Source organism: Antarcticibacterium arcticum (assembly GCF_007993795.1).
Taxonomy (GTDB): Bacteria; Bacteroidota; Bacteroidia; order Flavobacteriales; family Flavobacteriaceae; genus Gillisia; species Gillisia arctica.
In genome coordinates, this window is sequence record NZ_CP042476.1 from 1513831 (window position 1) to 1531847 (window position 18017).

At 40.3% G+C, this 18017-nt stretch carries 15 protein-coding genes; 12 read left to right on the forward strand and 3 right to left on the reverse strand.

Features of this window, described 5'->3' with window-relative positions; genetic code table 11:
• Position 1: 1 nt before the first annotated feature.
• The 4 genes from FK178_RS06790 (at position 2) to FK178_RS06805 (ending at position 4291) form a co-directional block, all read left to right on the forward strand.
• Positions 2 to 1435, forward strand: coding sequence for a CCA tRNA nucleotidyltransferase (locus FK178_RS06790; protein ID WP_146832582.1), 1434 nt, complete (start codon positions 2 to 4; stop codon positions 1433 to 1435).
• Between the two features lie 44 nt (positions 1436 to 1479).
• Positions 1480 to 2493 carry a COX15/CtaA family protein gene (locus FK178_RS06795; RefSeq protein WP_146832585.1) on the forward strand — a complete coding sequence of 338 codons (1014 nt, stop codon included), beginning with the start codon at positions 1480 to 1482 and terminating at the stop codon, positions 2491 to 2493.
• A gap of 50 nt (positions 2494 to 2543) precedes the next feature.
• Complete coding sequence (locus FK178_RS06800; protein WP_146832588.1) at positions 2544 to 3053, forward strand: plasmid pRiA4b ORF-3 family protein; 510 nt, start codon at positions 2544 to 2546, stop codon at positions 3051 to 3053.
• A 179-nt stretch (positions 3054 to 3232) separates the two neighbouring features.
• Positions 3233 to 4291: a nucleoid-associated protein gene (locus tag FK178_RS06805; protein ID WP_146832592.1), complete on the forward strand. Its 1059-nt coding sequence runs from the start codon at positions 3233 to 3235 to the stop codon at positions 4289 to 4291.
• On the opposite strand, the gene FK178_RS06810 is transcribed toward FK178_RS06805, so the two are convergent.
• Positions 4292 to 5353, reverse strand: a complete 1062-nt coding sequence (locus FK178_RS06810; RefSeq protein ID WP_146832595.1) for a hypothetical protein — start codon at positions 5351 to 5353, stop codon at positions 4292 to 4294.
• A 91-nt stretch (positions 5354 to 5444) separates the two neighbouring features.
• Here FK178_RS06810 and FK178_RS06815 point away from each other — a divergent pair, with 91 nt between their 5' ends.
• The 6 genes from FK178_RS06815 to FK178_RS06840 all read left to right on the forward strand — a co-directional run bounded on the left by FK178_RS06815 (position 5445) and on the right by FK178_RS06840 (position 13379).
• A complete protein-coding gene (locus FK178_RS06815; RefSeq protein ID WP_146832598.1) occupies positions 5445 to 6347 on the forward strand; it encodes an ABC transporter ATP-binding protein in 903 nt (300 codons plus the stop codon).
• A gap of 1 nt (position 6348) precedes the next feature.
• Positions 6349 to 7185 (forward strand): ABC transporter permease, encoded by an 837-nt coding sequence (locus FK178_RS06820; protein ID WP_146832601.1) that lies wholly within the window; start codon positions 6349 to 6351, stop codon positions 7183 to 7185.
• Positions 7186 to 7208: 23 nt separating this feature from the next.
• A complete protein-coding gene (locus FK178_RS06825) occupies positions 7209 to 7877 on the forward strand; it encodes a hypothetical protein (RefSeq protein ID WP_146832604.1) in 669 nt (222 codons plus the stop codon).
• A gap of 38 nt (positions 7878 to 7915) precedes the next feature.
• On the forward strand, positions 7916 to 9952 hold the full coding sequence (locus FK178_RS06830) for a T9SS type B sorting domain-containing protein (RefSeq protein WP_146832607.1): 2037 nt from the start codon (positions 7916 to 7918) through the stop codon (positions 9950 to 9952).
• Positions 9953 to 10010: 58 nt separating this feature from the next.
• Complete coding sequence (uvrB, locus tag FK178_RS06835; protein WP_146832610.1) at positions 10011 to 12014, forward strand: excinuclease ABC subunit UvrB; 2004 nt, start codon at positions 10011 to 10013, stop codon at positions 12012 to 12014.
• A gap of 138 nt (positions 12015 to 12152) precedes the next feature.
• Positions 12153 to 13379, forward strand: a complete 1227-nt coding sequence (locus tag FK178_RS06840; RefSeq protein WP_146832614.1) for a hypothetical protein — start codon at positions 12153 to 12155, stop codon at positions 13377 to 13379.
• Positions 13380 to 13414: 35 nt separating this feature from the next.
• Here FK178_RS06840 and FK178_RS06845 read toward each other — a convergent pair whose 3' ends face one another.
• The gene (locus FK178_RS06845; RefSeq protein ID WP_146832617.1) at positions 13415 to 13858 is read right to left on the reverse strand and encodes an Hsp20/alpha crystallin family protein; all 444 of its coding nucleotides are present in this window, start codon (positions 13856 to 13858) and stop codon (positions 13415 to 13417) included.
• A gap of 187 nt (positions 13859 to 14045) precedes the next feature.
• Here FK178_RS06845 and FK178_RS06850 point away from each other — a divergent pair, with 187 nt between their 5' ends.
• Complete coding sequence (locus tag FK178_RS06850) at positions 14046 to 15344, forward strand: DUF2254 domain-containing protein (RefSeq protein ID WP_146832620.1); 1299 nt, start codon at positions 14046 to 14048, stop codon at positions 15342 to 15344.
• Positions 15334 to 16170 (forward strand): alpha/beta hydrolase, encoded by an 837-nt coding sequence (locus FK178_RS06855; protein WP_240793907.1) that lies wholly within the window; start codon positions 15334 to 15336, stop codon positions 16168 to 16170. The genes FK178_RS06850 and FK178_RS06855 overlap by 11 nt, the downstream gene beginning before the upstream one ends.
• A 1-nt stretch (position 16171) precedes the next feature.
• On the opposite strand, the gene FK178_RS06860 is transcribed toward FK178_RS06855, so the two are convergent.
• A complete protein-coding gene (locus tag FK178_RS06860; protein WP_146832623.1) occupies positions 16172 to 18010 on the reverse strand; it encodes a DUF885 domain-containing protein in 1839 nt (612 codons plus the stop codon).
• Positions 18011 to 18017: the final 7 nt, after the last annotated feature.

Here is an 18017-nt window from a genome sequence, read left to right on the forward strand (position 1 = left end):
AATGCCCAAAAACAAGAATTACCGGGAGGCCCTTACATCTCCAATATTTCATACAATATCTAAGGCTGCAGATGATTTGGAACTGGATACCTATGTAATTGGGGGCTTTGTGAGGGATCTTCTGCTGGACCGGGGAAATCATAAAGATATTGACGTGGTAGCCGTAGGAAGCGGGATTTTGCTGGCAAAAAAGGTTTCAAAATTACTTCTTCATACTCCAAAAGTACAGGTTTTCAAGAACTATGGCACGGCCATGCTTAGGGACGGGGATCTTGAAATTGAGTTTGTAGGTGCACGAAAAGAGAGCTATTCCTACGACAGCCGGAATCCTGTTGTTGAAGACGGTACGCTGGAAGATGACCAGAACCGTCGTGATTTCACTATCAACACTTTAGCGCTTAGCCTTAACGGCAAAGACTTTGGTAATATTCTGGACCCTTTTAACGGCCTGAAAGATCTGAATTCACAAATTATAAGGACTCCGCTGGATCCTGATATCACTTATTCTGATGATCCTCTTCGAATGTTAAGAGCTATCAGGTTTGCTACCCAGCTTAATTTCACGATAGAACCTAAATCCCTGAAGGCCATTACGCGAAACAAGGACAGGATCCAGATCATTTCCCGGGAGCGCATTACAGATGAGCTAAATAAGATCCTGCTTACTGAAAAACCTTCGGTAGGCTTTGCGCTTTTGCATAAAACCGGATTGCTACCTCTTATCCTTCCCCAGCTAACTGCCCTCGAGGGAATTGAGGAAGTGGAGGGCCAGCGGCATAAAGATAATTTCTGGCACACCCTGGAAGTGGTAGATAATATTGCCCCTCATACAGATGACCTCTGGTTGCGTTGGGCGGCGCTTTTACATGACATTGGAAAAGCACCTACCAAGAAATTTCACAAGAAAATTGGCTGGACCTTTCATGGCCATGAATTCATGGGAGCAAAAATGGTTTACCAACTGTTTAAAAACCTGCGCCTCCCTTTGAATGAAAAGATGAAATACGTTCAAAAGCTGGTTTTAATGAGCAGCAGGCCAATCGTGATCGCAGATGAAAAGGTAACCGACTCGGCAGTGAGAAGGTTGGTATTTGATGCCGGAGATGATATTGAGGATCTTATGACCTTGTGCGAGGCAGATATCACCACCAAAAACCCCAACCGGTTTAAGAAATATCACAACAACTTTAAAAAAGTTCGCAAAAAAATAAAAGAGGTTGAAGAGAAAGATCACATCAGGAATTTCCAACCTCCGGTAAGTGGGGAGGAAATTATGGAAACATTTGATCTAAAACCTTCCAAAGAAATTGGGATCATAAAGGATGCTATTAAAGAAGCGATCCTGGAAGGAGAGATCCCTAATGAATATAGTGCTGCAAAGGAATTCATGATCAAAAAAGGAATTTCCCTTGGCCTGGTCCCCGGTAACCAATAATTAAACCGGAATAATTTATTGAGTGGTTTAAGAATATCTCACAAATGAAGGACAATAAAAAGGTTGTTTACTGGCTGTTCACGGGTTGCTTTCTTATTTTTATTATGGTTATTGTTGGAGGTATAACCCGCCTCACTAACTCCGGTCTTTCTATGACCGATTATAAGCTTATAACCGAAACCATCCCACCGCTTACCGAAGAGGCATGGATAGCAGAATTTGAGCGGTACAAACAATTTCCTGAATATCAGAAACTGCATTTCCATTTTGAACTGGAAGATTTTAAAGAGATCTATTTCTGGGAATGGTTTCACCGCGTAATTGGCAGAGTTATAGGCATTGTCTTCATTATTCCCTTCTTATATTTCCTGTTCACCCGGCAGCTCACCCGCTCCACCATTAAAAAATCCATTGTCCTGTTTGCACTTGGTGCCTTCCAGGGATTCCTGGGTTGGTATATGGTAAAAAGCGGGCTGGTAGATATGCCCGCTGTTAGCCATTACAGGCTTGCTGCCCACCTCACTACCGCATTTATCACTTTTGCATTTACGTTCTGGGTTGCCTTGGATATCATCTATCCTGAAAAAATACAAATTAATAAGGCCTTTAGAAATCTTGTGCGCGTTGGCATGATCATCCTTCTGGTGCAGATAATATGGGGAGCTTTTGTGGCGGGGCTTGATGCGGGATTAATTCACAATACCTGGCCTATGATGAATGAGGGTAAGCTTATTCATGAAACTGTTTATATTGAGCAAAACCCTGTATGGCGCAATTTTATTGAAGGAAAAAGCGGGGTGCAATTTGTTCACAGATATTTAGCCTATGCCGTAGTAGCTATTATTGGCTATATTTGGTACAGGTCAAGGAAGTTAACACTTAGTGTTTTACAAAAAAGGGCGATAGATTCCCTGCTTATCCTGGTTTTTGTTCAATTCCTGCTGGGGGTACTAACCTTAATTTACGCGGTGCCGCTTTGGCTTGGAGTTGCTCACCAGGTAGGTGCATTTTTTCTGTTAACCGCAATGACCTATACCCTACATCGATTCACCCGTTAACCTGAATTTCAAATCAAAAACTGTATATTTGCAGTCCAAAAATTTTAAGTATGGTTTACCGTTTCAGAGTAATTCTTGATGCCGAAGAAGATGTTTTTCGCGATATTGAACTTTTAGAGGAAAGCACCCTGGAAGATTTTCATAATTCTATTATCAACGCTTTTGGCTTTGATGGCAATGAAATGGCCGCATTCTATATAAGCGATGAAACCTGGAACCAGGGCGAAGAGATATCACAATTTGACTTTGGAGATGGAGAGGATCCTGTGAGGTTAATGAATGAGACCACGCTGGACAGCATTTTTTCTGAAGATCAAACCAAACTAATTTATGTCTACGACTTCCTGAGCATGTGGACCTTCCTGATAGAACTAGGCGAAATTGCTGAAGTTGAAGAAGGTAGGGATTATCCAAATCTTATGTTTGTGCACGGGCAGATTCCACTTGAAGCTCCCGATAAAGAATTTATTGCAGAAAAGGACGAATTTGGCGATGATTATGATTCCGAATTTGATGTTGACGACTACGATGACCTGTCATTCGACGAGAACTGGAATTAATTTTTCATAACACAGGATTCCAGATGGTTAATAACTAGTAATTATTAACCTAAACGTCATTCAACATTTTCACCGGATTTTATTATAATTGCCCCTGCCCGCCGGCAGCATATTCCGGTGCGTAAATCAATATAATTAGTACTCAATTCTTAATATTCACTACTCAATACTAAAACCGCATGATCAACTTATATAACGCTCAAATTGAATCCCTTTCCATTCACCGTGTAGGAAATAAAAGCCGAAACGAGAATATCTTTCTTTCAGGGGAACCATTTCAGCTTAATGATGAGATCACGCCATTGATAAAGGAATATTTCCTGAAGCCCTTCCGCGAGAAAGAGGAAAATTACTTTCAGTTCTTTCACGAAACCGACCTGGAGTTCAATGAACTGTACAATCTTTCAAATCAAATCTTTGACAACCCTGGTAATATTCACGAGGTTTCAAAAAAGATAACCACATTATTGTTTGAGCAGTCAACTCATCCGCATATTAAAAGCGGGGAAGTGTATGTGGTTTATTTTGAAAATATGTTGTTGGACAATGAGAAGGTTTCGGCAATAGGAATCTTTAAGTCTGAATTAAAACACGACTTTCTTCAATTCCAGGAAAAAGGAACTACGCTGGAGATGATCATTCAGCAGGGAATTAATATTCAGAAATTGGATAAAGGCGCCATTATTTTTAACAAGGACCGCGAGGAGGGTTACAAGATCCTTTCTGTAGATTCCAATAAATACGACACCAAATACTGGGTGGAGAATTTCCTGGGAGTAGATGTGCTTGCCGATAATAATTTCTATACCAAGAAGTATTTAAAGTTTTGCCAGAATTTCGCCAAAGACGTGGTTTTACCTGCCGAGGATAAAAAACAGGAGGTAATGTTCATGAACCGCAGTGTAGATTATTTCGCTAAAAATGACGAGTTCGAGGAGACGGCATTCATGAACTCAGTTATTGATAATCCGGACCTTATGCCGGAATTCAGAAACTACAAGACTGAAAAAGCCCCCAAATATAAGATCGAGGACCTTACTACTTTTCCCATTGCCAATACCGCGGTAACCGCCGCCAGAAAATCTATCAAGAACGTAATCAACCTTGACACAAATATTCAGATAAAACTGGATTTCATCAATCCCGAATCTGCTGAAAAATTCGTAGAAAAAGGTTGGGATGAGGAAAAGCAGATGTATTATTACCTGGTATATTTCAACAAAGAAGAAAAGAGTTAATTATTTAAGCACCTGGGTGCTGGTATCTTCATAATTTCTTCTAACAAATTCAAGGGCGGTACGCAGGATCTGGCCCATACTACGCGCGCGTTTAAACTTGATGTCTTTTGTAAAGATGAACAGGTCACGCCGTAACTGACGTACATTTTCTTCAGTAGAAATATTGTCGTTTATCATACACCTTATAAGCTCCTTAAACCTTGTACTGGCATTGATCATCCTTTTGGCCAGCAGGGACCGCTCTTCCCTCCTGTACTGTTCTATGGAATTATCCTGCAGTTTTCGGGTAACAAGTTCTACCATCTTCAAATTCTCCTTAAAGAACTGCGGCCGGTATACCTTTAAATTGCCTTCATAACATTGCTGGTCAAAATCTATAGCCCTTATGGTATAATCTACATGGTCAAAATCGTGTGTAGGTATGATCACGTAATTGTACGAGCGCATATCTCCCAAAAGCCGCACCATACATCTTTCATTAAATTTCACAAATTGCTTTGCTATCTGGGTCTTTGCACGTTCATTACACATAGGCAATTGTTCCTCAATAAAAACATCTCCGGGAATTCCGGCAATGTGCTCCTCGATGAGGGTATCCTTATAAACCAGGAAATTTATGCGGTGCGGGGATAGGATATGCTCCATCTCAAGGCCATAAATACGGGAGGCATCAGCCAGCTTTACATAGAAATAAGTAAAACTGTCATTCAATACATTTCTTACTTTAACCCGAAAGGGTTTTGAATTTCCGAAGGTGCAGTAATCAATAGCATCTATATTTAAATATTCCAGGGAATCATCACTCCCATCAGAATGAAGGATGGTATAAACCTTTTTAAGGGAATCATCAATTTCCTTCCGCTCGGAATCTGAATAATAGCAGCGCACCCAAAGGGTGTCTTCATCATTGCGGTCATATACACTTACAGCGCCGGCAAAACGCAGAAGGTCATCATAAAATACCGGAATTTTTGTGTTGCGGTTATATTTTGCGAGGTAATTATTGAAACGTTCATTAACAGGAAAAGAAGGTTTTTTCCTGGACATTAATTTCTTCTCCATAAAAGAGGTTTTTTCAAAAATACAGTTTCTCAATGAGTTCTCCTGTAACAAAACGTTAACTTCGCCGTCATATGTTAAAACATCTATTAGTTTGGAGACAATCTTAACCTTAAACAATCTCACTAAAAAATTTGGTTCCCTTACAGCAGTAAACAATCTTTCTTTTACCATTAAGAAAGGGAATGTTTACGGTATCCTGGGGCCTAACGGCAGTGGAAAATCTACCACCCTGGGGATGGTCCTTAATGTTGTAAACAAAACAGGTGGAGATTTTCATTGGTTTGGTGGGAATAATTCTACGCATGAAGCTTTAAAGCAGGTTGGCGCTATCATTGAGCATCCAAATTTCTATCCTTATATGACTGCGGCCCAAAACCTGGCCCTGGTTTGTAAAATCAAGGGTGTGAGACCGGAGAAAATTTCAGAAAAACTTGAAGTTGTAGGACTACTGGATAGGAAAGACATCAAATTTCGCACGTTTTCCCTGGGAATGAAACAACGGCTGGCCATAGCTTCTGCACTTTTAAATGACCCTGAGATTTTGATCCTTGACGAACCAACCAATGGCCTTGACCCACAGGGAATACATCAAATAAGGGAAATTATAAGGCAAATTGCAGCCACCGGAACAACAATACTGCTGGCTTCACATTTACTTGATGAAGTTGAAAAAGTATGTTCTCATGTGGTGATCATACGCAAAGGTGAAAAACTATACAGCGGGCGGGTGGATGAGATGAATGCCAGCCACGGATTTTTTGAATTAAGATCTTCGGAACCCGAAAAATTGCAAACAGTCCTTGCCGAACACCTTTCGATAGGAAAAATAAACTTTCAGGATGGGTTGATAACCGCATTTCTTGATGAACCCCTGGATGCCGAAGTATTGAATTCCTATTTATTCAGCAAGGGAATTGTGCTTTCCTACCTTGTGAAAAGAAAAGAAAGCCTGGAAGAGCAGTTTTTACAGTTAACCAACCAAATTTCCAACTAGAATGCTACGATTACTCGACATAGAATTACATAAACTGAAATACAGCCGGTCTGCAAAGATCTTAATCACCACTTATTTCATCCTGATTACTTTTATTGCACTAATCGCATCCATAGAATTTAATATTGGTCAGGTGCATTTCAGGGTGGCCGACCAGGGGATCTTTAACTTTCCCTTTATCTGGCATTTCAATAGTTATATTGCTGCACTTTTAAAATTATTCCTCGCAATAGTAATTGTTTCCATGATGTCTAATGAGTATAGCAATAGAACCCTCAAACAAAACCTTATAGATGGCTTGAGCAAAAGGGAATTCATTCTCTCCAAATTCCTCACCGTTGTGCTGTTTGCCTTTATTTCCACGCTTTTCCTGTTTGTGGTTTCAATGATCCTGGGCTATTCTTTTTCTGATTATACAGAGTTTTCAATAGTATTTTCAGATATGGAATACCTGCTTGCTTATTTTATAAAACTTACCGCTTTCTTTTCCTTCTGCTTATTCCTTGGGGTTTTGGTAAAAAGATCGGCCTTCGCTCTCGGGTTTCTTTTTATATGGTGGATCCTTGAAAATATTCTGAATGGTATACTTACATGGAGGATATTCCGGGACTCTAATATCGCCGAAAATATAATGCAGTTCTTTCCACTTACTGCAATGAGCAACCTGGTAGTAGAACCATTTTCAAGGCTGAGTTTTATTCAAACAGCTGCTACCCAATTGGGGTCAGAATTTGAGAAAGATTACAGCGTACATTGGTATCAATTGCTCATTGTAATGATCTGGACCTTTCTTTTCATATTTTTCTCTCACAGATTACTTCTAAAGAGAGATTTATAAATAACTTAGCGGGAAATGAAAACATGAAGATTCCTGCTTTCCTTTTTTTCTTTTTCCTATTGCTGGCAGGGCAGCATGCCTTTGCCCAGCGGGAAGCGGCCCATTGGTTTTTTGGTGATAGGGCAGGTTTAAATTTTAACAGCGGTTTTCCCGTACCCCAAAGTGGCAGTCTGCAAACCCAGGAAGGTTCCGCCACCATCTCAGACCGAAATGGGAACCTATTGTTTTATACAGATGGGGTGCAGGTCTATGACCGCCGGCATAACCGAATGCCCAATGGTTATGGCCTAAACGGGGATGTTTCCAGTACCCAGTCTGCCCTTATAGTGCCCCAACCGGGGAATCCCGGTTTATATTTCATTTTTACGGTAGATAAACCCGATTATTTCGGGGATGGTGAAGATCCAATTGACGGGCTTAATTACAGCGTGGTAAATATGTCCCTAAATGGCGGATTTGGAGATGTGGTCCCGGCAAGTAAAAACACTCCTCTGGTCACCTATAATTCGGCCGATGCCCTGGAGAATGAATACAAGAGTTCAGAAAAAATCTCAGCCGTTTTACATGCCGATGGAAGTTCCTACTGGGTTGTTACCCATCATACCAACAAATTTTATGCTTTCAAGGTGACCACTGCAGGTGTTAATACTACCCCTGTGATATCAGTTTCTCCTAATAATGTTCCCCCATAATAAGCGAACAGGGGGTTAATATTACAGCGATTGGTTATATGAAGATCTCTCCCGATGGTAAAAAACTTGCAGCGGCATACAGCTCCACAAGGCTGGGAAGCGAACGAACAGGGACCAAAAATTCCGGTAAAGTATTTTTATATGATTTTAATGACCAGACAGGGCAGGTAAGCAACGAAGAACTTCTCCTTTTTGACAGTTATCCATATGGTGTTGAATTCTCACCTAAATCAACAAAGTTATATATCACCGCAAATATTTATGATGACAGGGATGTAATGCTGAAAAGTGAACTATATCAATACGATCTGGAAAGCGCTTCAATTTATAGTTCTCAAAAGGTTATTCATTCTTCCAATAATGTGGCAGGAGCCTTACAGTTGGCGATAGACGGAAGGATTTACCGTGCAGGTTATCCCATATTTGTGCAGCGCCACTCTCTGATGTCTGTGATAAAAAATCCTGAAGCCCTGCCCAATGGGGTCAATTATTCCCACAATTCCATCAATCTTGGTAATAATACCGTTAAACTTGGCTTACCTCCCTTTATACAATCTCTGTTTCTGAATAATTTTGATTTTGAGAATTTATGTTTTGGAGATGAAACTCATTTTTTTCTCACCAGTGATGAACCATATACTTCAATTAAATGGGATTTTGGAGATGGAAACACCGCGACAGGAAGTGAAGTTTATCATACCTATGCTTCTCCGGGCACCTATATAGTGACTCAAACGAGAACCCTTAACGGAGAGGAATTTGAACCTGCCAAAAAAGAATTGACCATTGTAGATATTCCGGAGGTTTTACAGAATTTTGAGCTCGTTCAATGCGACACAGGTGAAAATTCTACCGATGGAATCGCCACCTTCAACCTGCAACTTGCCAAGGACGATATTACCCTTGGGAATGAAAATACCCAGGTGTTTTTCTACGAAACCAGGAATGAAGCCGTGGAGGATACGTTGAATGGAAATGCTTTGGATGATGTGTATACCAACCGCACAGCCAACCAGGTGGTGTATGCCAAGGTTACAGCTTTTAATTCTATTTGTTATAGCATTACCGCTGTTACCCTTAAAACAAAAGACAGCATAGAGCTTGATCCCGAACCTGCACAAGGTTGCGATTTAGGGAATGGCGAAGCCGAATTTAATTTTCAGTCTATCGAAACAAGGGTGTTATCCCAGCTTAATTTATCCTCCAATATCGATCTTAGTTTCCATCTTACTGAAGAAGATGCGGCCATAGGAATAAATGCGCTTCCGGACCTTTATACCTCCCCGCCCACCAAGGTTTATATCAAGGCAATAAGTGATGGAATTTGTTATGGAGCTGGAAGCATTGAACTGGAGATCACCACTTTTCCACAACTTCAGGAGATCACGGAAATGAGTGCCTGTTCCTCGCAGTTTCCGCTTACTTTAGGAACAGAACTTCAGTTTTCAGATGGTGTGGACTATGAATTTTTATGGAACACCGGGGAAACATCCCGTGAAATTCAGGTAAATGGTGGCGGGAGTTATTCCGTGGAAATTATTAATCCGGAGCTAGGCTGTGGCCGAACCCTGGAATTTTTAATAGAGGAATTTCCCGAGGCTAAAATTAACAATGTCGAGATACAAAGCAATGGGGAGGTAAGTGAGATTACGGTGATCACAAATAATGAAGAAGGCATTTTGTATGCGCTGGATAATAAAGATGGCCCCTGGCAGGAGAGTCCTGTTTTCAGCAATGTGAGTTCAGGGCCCCATACGGTATATGTCACTACTGTAAATTCCTGCGGAATTGTAGAAAAAGAGATCCTTGTTTTTGGGTTTCCCTCTTTTTTTACCCCCAACAATGACGGTTATAATGACAGGTGGAAACCGGTCCAAATTGATGATGAGGATTATACTGTCATAAGGATACAGATCTATGACCGTTATGGCAAACTTTTAAAACAACTGGATCCCGATAGCAGTGGTTGGGATGGCACTTTCAATGATCATTTGATGCCGGCAAATGATTACTGGTTTTTGGTGAATCTGGCCAATGGAAGAGAGTTTAAAGGCCATTTTTCCCTGATAAGATAAGCCGTTTTGATTAGGCAGGATTATTGCGAGGTTTCGGGAAGCTAAGAAAAAGATTTTCATGAAATTTACTATAAAATCAGAATACAAACCTACCGGAGACCAGCCTCAGGCAATTAAGCAACTGGTAGGTGGGATCAAAAAAAATGACCAATACCAGACGCTGCTTGGAGTTACAGGTTCAGGTAAAACCTTTACGGTAGCCAATGTTATAGAAGAAGTTCAAAAGCCTACCCTGGTACTTGCACATAACAAAACCCTGGCTGCGCAGCTTTATGCTGAATTCAAACAATTCTTTCCTGACAATGCGGTGGAGTATTTTGTGAGTTATTACGATTACTACCAGCCGGAAGCTTTTATACCTTCCTCGGGAACCTATATTGAGAAAGATCTTTCCATAAATGAAGAAATTGAAAAACTGCGGTTGAGCACTACTTCTTCTTTATTAAGCGGAAGAAGAGATGTGATCGTAGTAGCTTCAGTTTCATGTTTATATGGTATTGGGAATCCAGTGGAGTTTAAAAAGAATGTGGTTTCCATACAGAAGGATATGCGAATCTCCAGAACTCAATTATTGCATAAACTGGTGCAAAGCCTTTACTCCAGGACCGAAGCAGATTTTAACCGCGGAAATTTCAGAATAAAAGGAGACACACTGGATGTATTTCCGAGTTATGCAGATAATGCTTTCAGAATTCATTTTTTTGGAGATGATATAGAGGAAATTGAGGCTTTTGATCCCATTTCCAATGCGGTTGTGGAAAAATACGACCGGTTGAATATTTATCCGGCCAATATGTTTGTTACCTCCCCTGATGTTTTACAGGGAGCCATTCGCGAAATTCAGGATGACCTGGTGAAGCAGGTTGATTATTTCCAGGATATAGGAAAACACCTGGAAGCAAAGCGACTGGATGAGCGTACCAATTTTGACCTGGAAATGATAAGGGAACTGGGATATTGCTCAGGAATAGAAAACTATTCCCGTTACCTTGACGGCCGTTTGCCGGGAACAAGACCCTTTTGCTTACTGGATTATTTTCCTGATGATTATTTAATGGTTGTTGATGAAAGTCACGTAACCATACCCCAGGTTCACGCAATGTATGGAGGTGACCGCTCCAGGAAAGAGACTTTGGTAGATTACGGGTTCCGTCTTCCTGCGGCAATGGACAACCGCCCTTTAAAATTTGAGGAATTTGAAGCTCTTCAAAATCAGGTGATCTATGTAAGTGCCACCCCCGCCGACTACGAATTGCAAAAAACCGAAGGGGTGTATGTAGAACAGGTTATAAGACCTACAGGATTACTAGACCCTATTATTGAAATAAGGCCCAGCCTGAACCAGATTGATGATCTTATTGAAGAAATTCACGTACGGGCAGATAAAGATCAAAGAGTCTTGGTAACTACCCTTACCAAACGTATGGCAGAGGAACTGGATAAATATTTAAAACGTATCAATATACGCTGTCGTTATATACATTCAGATGTTGATACCCTGGAACGGGTTGAAATTATGAATGACCTTAGGCGGGGAATCTTTGATGTGCTTATTGGAGTGAACCTGTTAAGAGAGGGACTTGATTTACCTGAAGTTTCCCTGGTAGCAATTTTGGATGCAGATAAGGAAGGTTTTCTTAGAAGTAACAGGTCGCTTACCCAGACGATTGGTAGGGCCGCAAGACACCTGGAAGGCCGTGCTATTATGTATGCAGATAAGATCACAGAATCCATGCAAAAGACCATGGACCAGACAGATTACCGCAGGACCAAACAGATAGACTATAATGCAAAGAATAATATCAAACCAACCGCACTGGTAAAAGCATTCAATGAAACTCTTATAAAACGTAAGGAGGAAGCCTATAAAATTGAAACGGCACCCACTTTAAAAGCTGCGGAAAAAGAGACAGCCTATTTCAGCAAAGACCAGCTTGAAAAACGGATAAGGGCTAAACGGAAAGAAATGGAAACGGCGGCAAAAGATCTGGATTTCATGACCGCGGCGCGTTTAAGGGATGAAATAAAAATGCTACAGGAAAAGACCAAAACTCTTGCGTGATCCAAATCTCAAAGAAATTATAAAAAAGGTTAATTTACACACAATCATCTAACTGTCAATAGTTTAATTCTATAAATTTAAGAATACCCAAACTATTTAACAGATCTACTGTGCAGGCTTTTATAAAAGAAGATGCACATGAGAACAAACGTTGTAATATATCTTTTCCTGCTGCCGGTGCTGGTATTTTCACAGGTGGGAATTGATACTTCAGATCCTCAGGCACAACTTGATGTTGTAGCCTCCAATACAGATAATCCTTCAATTTATGATGGTATCCTCATTCCCAGAATCACAAAGTTTCCAACCACCTCCCCCACCGTCCAACAAAATGGAATGTTGGTTTACCTAACTAAAACGGTAGCAGATCATGCCCCCGGCTTTTATTTTTGGAACAACGAGTCTAAAAAATGGGAAAATTTAGGTGGAAGCTCTTTAGGAGCCTTTTATAAACCCGGTACAACCAGTGTTCCCCAAACCATTCAGGAACCAATGTACAGGCAAGGGAATATTGGCATTGGCACCCAGGATATAACGGCTAAACTTCAAATAGCTTTAAATTCAACTGCGGACCTGGGAATAAAAAAAGGGCTCGAGGTAGACAATAACAATCCTGCTACAGATAATTTAACCACCTATGCCATTATAAGTGATAACCGCAGCGCAACTAATGGGACGAAGTACGGAATAAAAAATAATGTGGGAGGGCTTGGCACCGGAGTGCATTACGGAATATTTAATGAAGCCTACCAGAATACCGGGACCAATGATATTTACGGTATTTTCAATCGGGTTGGCAGGACTTTTGGTTCCTGGAGTAATAATTATGGAATTTATTCCCAGATTGGAACTACCCAGGGAAGCGGTAATATATATGGCATTTACAGTACTGCCCTGGGAGACCACAACGCCAATGTGTTCGCCGGATATTTTGCCGGTAGACTGGGAATAGGCTCAACCCCGGAAGTGGAGTATATTTTTCCCGCAGCCAAAGGTAAACCAGATCAAACCCTGGTGTTGGATAATACAAAGAATATGATTTGGAGATATCCTGGTACATTCAATTACTCGACCACAGGTGGAGCTACCGGGGATTATGTTATCACAGATGAAGTTTTTTCGCTTCGCATTAACGATCAGATAAGCGGGTTGGTTATACCCGCTGCAAATACCAATAAAGGCAGGATCATAACGCTCATAGCATGGAAAGGCACCAAGACCAAACCCTTTAAATTTGCAGGAACCGATGATCTTTATGATGTGGTGAATGATGTTTCAATAACTTCGATCACAGGAAGCCAAATATTGACTATCCAGAGCGCAGGTAACAGGTGGATATTGGTGGATATAAGAAAAGCGCCCTAAATTGGCGCTTTTCTTATCAACTAATTCAAAAACAATTAAGAAATCTCGATCATTCTTTTAGCCTGAACTTTGGCTTCTTCCTTTTTAGGCAGATTGATCAACAATACGCCGTTCTCATAGGAAGCAGAGATCATTTCATTATTAACAGTTTCAGGAAGGCTAAATGCACGTTTAAAGTTGCTGTAACTAAATTCCTTGCGGGTATACCTTCCGCTCTTATCGCTGGTTTCCATTTCTTTTTTCTCTTCAGAAGAAATAGTGAGAATATCGTTATCCAGCTCGATATTGAAATCGTCCCTGGTCTTACCCGGAGCAGCAACTTCAACCATAAAGTTGTCATCTGTTTCCTGAATATTTACAGCAGGAATACTTGTTCCAATACTGTTTACATTGGTGGTTCCACCTAACCAATCGGTTTTAAACATATCATCAAAAACCGATGGCAGCCAATTGGCCTCATTACGCTTAATTAAACTCATAACATTTTATTTTTTTAAAGTTTGAACATCAAAATTTTCAAGAGGATATTAGCAAATTAAATTCCATTTGAAATTTCACGCCATTATGTCTGTTTTTTAATCAGATTAAATGACATATTGGCGCTTTCGATTTAAGCAGGTATTATTAACAAGGGATTTCCTAACTTTAATCCCTGATAAGTTTTTAATGAAACAACTTTATAATAAACTGCTTCGCATCCTTCGCATCATAAAAAGCAAAATTGTTTTTTATCCCACTGTTTTCGCAGTAATAGGTATATTCTTTGCCTTTATAATAATGTACCTTGAAAATCTTGGGATATCCCGCTATCTACTTGATAATCTTCCCATTCTTGTAGTAGATAACGGCGATACTGCCCTAACCATACTAAGTGCTATAATTACCGGACTTATTTCTATGATGGTGTTTAGTTTCTCTATGGTAATGTTGCTTTTAAGTCAGGCATCGAGCAATTATTCTCCACGTCTTTTACCCGGATTAATATCAGATAAATCACATCAGATTATCCTGGGGATCTACCTGGGAACAATTTTATACTGTATTTTTATACTTTTTTCTATTCAACCTACCGGAGACAAGTACCAGATCCCGGGATTTTCAGTGCTTTTAGGAATTTTATTTACGGTGGTTTGTATCTATGCTTTTATTTATTTTATCCATAATATTTCTGAAAATATCCAGATAAGCAAAATATTGGACAAGATTTATGTTGTGGCTAAAACAAACCTTCAAAACCTTATAAAAGAGGAAAACACCAATAAGTTTCCTTTTCCCGATACCACCGACTGGAAGGAATATTACACGGAAAACAGCGGCTATTTACAAAACATCTCCATCCCCAACCTTATTGGTATATGTAAGGAAAACAATTTCAAAATCCATGTGTTACCCGTTAACGGGATTTTTGTTTTGAAGGGAATTCCACTTTTCAGGGCAAGTAAGGAGCTTGATAAGAAAACCATTCAAAAAATTCTGGAAAACTTCAATTTTTCCAGGGGAGAACTGGTGCAGGATAATTATGTTTTGGCATTTAAACAGATCACTGAAATTATTTTGAAAGCTATGTCCCCCGGGATAAACGATCCGGGAACTGCAATTAATGGAATTGACTATTTATCTGAATTGTTTTCTTTGAGGATGTATAAAAACGACCGGAACATCATCGTTCGGGACGATGAGGCATTTTTAAGAATAAATACGGTAGACTTTGATGAGTTGTTATATAATGTAATGGCAGCTATACGAACCTATTGTAAACACGATATTATCCTGATTCAAAAATTAATGTTGATGTTCCGGTATTTAAAAATGCAGCCGGTAGAAAACAAAAAATTGTATGATTGTATTGACCGGGAGGCCCAAACTCTAATAAATGATGCCCGGGAATCGCTTACAAATAAAAGGGATCTTGAAAAGGTCCAGGAACTTATCTCCAATTTTGAATCCAAAGGACATGGAAAGTAAATATGAACATACAACCGGAGGCACCTTTACCCCTCTTTTATTTCTTATATGTTTTCACATGGCCGGATTCAGCCAGTCTACGGCTTCCTCAAATGTTTCCATAATCAAAGTATATTCTTCTCAATTGGAAACAGAAAAAAATATATGGATCTATCTCCCGGCCTCCTACCAATCCTCCACTCAAAAGAATTATCCCGTACTCTACCTGCAGGATGCCCAGAATCTGTTTGATAAAAGTACTTCCTATGCCGGAGAATGGCGGGTGGATGAAACCCTGGACAGCCTGAACCTGGATATGATTGTAGTGGGAATAGAACATGGAAATGCAAAAAGGATAGACGAGCTTACCCCCTATGCCCACCCCGAGCATAAAGGAGGAAATGCGGATAATTATTTGAATTTTATTACCAAAACCCTGAAACCCTATATAGATAGCCAATACAGAACCAAGCCTGCCGCTGCCTCAACATTTATTGGTGGTAGCTCCCTGGGCGGGTTGTTCGCTTTCTACAGCATTTTAAAACATCCTGAGATATTCTCCAAAGCCATGGTTTTCTCACCCAGTTTTTGGTTTTCAGAAGAAATTTTTACGCTCGCCCGGAATATTAATATGGAAGAGTTAAGTTCAACAAAGATATTTTTCAGGGCAGGACATAAAGAAAGCGAGACCATGGTCCCGCTTATGATGCAAATGCGTCAGATTTTAATTGATAACGGCATTTCTATGTGCGATGTAAATTCCAAAGCCGTGTTTGAAGGAACTCACAGTGAAAAGTTCTGGGCCTCCCAATTTCCTGAGGCAGCTTTATGGCTTATTTCAAATTGACCTATTGCAATTCCTCTCTTTTAGCATCTGCCCATTCCTGTACCATTTCTTCGAGTACGTTTAAAGGCACTGCTCCATTCTTTAGAACCACATCGTGAAATTCCCTAAGATCAAAATCCTCTCCTAACCAGGCTTTTGCTTCTTCCCGAAGCTCCACAATTTTATTCATTCCAATTTTATAAGCTGTAGCCTGCCCCGGCATCACAATATGGCGCTCAACCATTTTAATACAATCTGTCTCGGCATTTGGAGTGTTGTTCTTATAATATTCAATACCCTGTTCACGGGTCCATTTTTTGGCGTGAATACCGGTATCTACTACTAACCTGCAGGAGCGCCATAATTCCATTGCCAGCCTTCCAAAATCTGAATAAGGATCTTCGTAGAATCCTATTTCCTTGGGCACAAGCTCGCTGTATAACCCCCATCCTTCAACATAGGCAGTATAAAAATTAAACTTTCTGAACATAGGAATGGTTTCAAGTTCCTGGGCAATGGCTATTTGCATATGGTGCCCGGGAATACCTTCGTGGTAAGCCAGGGCTTCCATTTGGTAAGTAGGCATCGCGTTCATATCATATAAATTGGCATAATAGGTTCCCGGCCTGGAACCGTCTAAAGCGGGCTGCTGATAAAAAGCCTTTCCGGCACTTTTCTCCCTGAAGGGTTCAACGGCTTTCACAACAATATCTGCAGTGGGTTTTATAAGGAAGAGCTCGTCAAGCTTTCCCTTCATTGTTTCAATATACGCGGTAGCTTCTGTGAGATATTGTTCTTTCCCTTCGGGAGTATTAGGATAATAAAATTGCGTGTCATTCCGCATAAATTCAAAGAAATCCTGCAAACTGCCCTCAAACCCCACCTTTTCCTTAATCACTTCCATTTCTCCATGAATCCTTGCAACCTCACTCAAACCTATCTCATGGATTTCATTAACATTAAGGCCTGTAGTAGTGATCCTTTTAAGGCGGTTGTTATAAAATGCATCTCCCTTTGGGAATTTCCAGGCTCCATGGTCTGTAGTCGCCCTTTGCTGCTGATCTTCCAGCAGGGCGATCATTTTGGTATAAGCCGGTTTAACCGATGTAAGGAGTGCTTTTTCAGCATCGGCCAGGAGTTTTCTTTTTACCTCGTCTGTTATATCGAGTTTATCAGTCTTGGCTTTAAAATCTTGCAGAAGGGCGCTGGATTCACTTGAACTTTCAAATGGTTTCCCTTTAATCACATTGTGAGAAGCTTCAAGCACCTTTTCAAAAACAAATTTGGGAGGTAAAATGCCATTTTGTTCCCTTATTTTCATACCCTCAATAGCCTGGTCAAATACCTTGGGAATCCCGTTAAGCCTTTCTATGTATGCCCGTGCATCCTGTATGGAATCTATCCTGTGCATATTAATAAGAAATGCAGGGAGGTTGGTATGATACCCGTTCATTTGATTTACGGGATAATCATAGAACCTAAAATCATAATCTTCAATTTGATTGTTCAATTCCTGCTTATAGAGGCGGTAACTTAAGGCAGTTTCCTTATCCAGGGCTTTTTCATCTACATTTTCCTTCAGGTATTTCTTTCTGGATTTTGCTTTTTCCAGGTCTTTGGCATATTTAAGGTGTGAAAAATCATCCCACTTACCATAATTGGTTTTTCTACCCAATTGGGTTTGCATCATGGGAGATTCCTCTACGTCTTTTTCAAATTCGGCGTCAAAATATGCATTTAATGCTGCGGAAGATTCGGCGATCTCACTATCCTTATAATCGCTGGTATCTTTATCTTTTTTGCAGGATATTGTAACAGCAATAACCATAAATACCAGCAGCAATTTTAACCTCTTTCCCATCTCAATA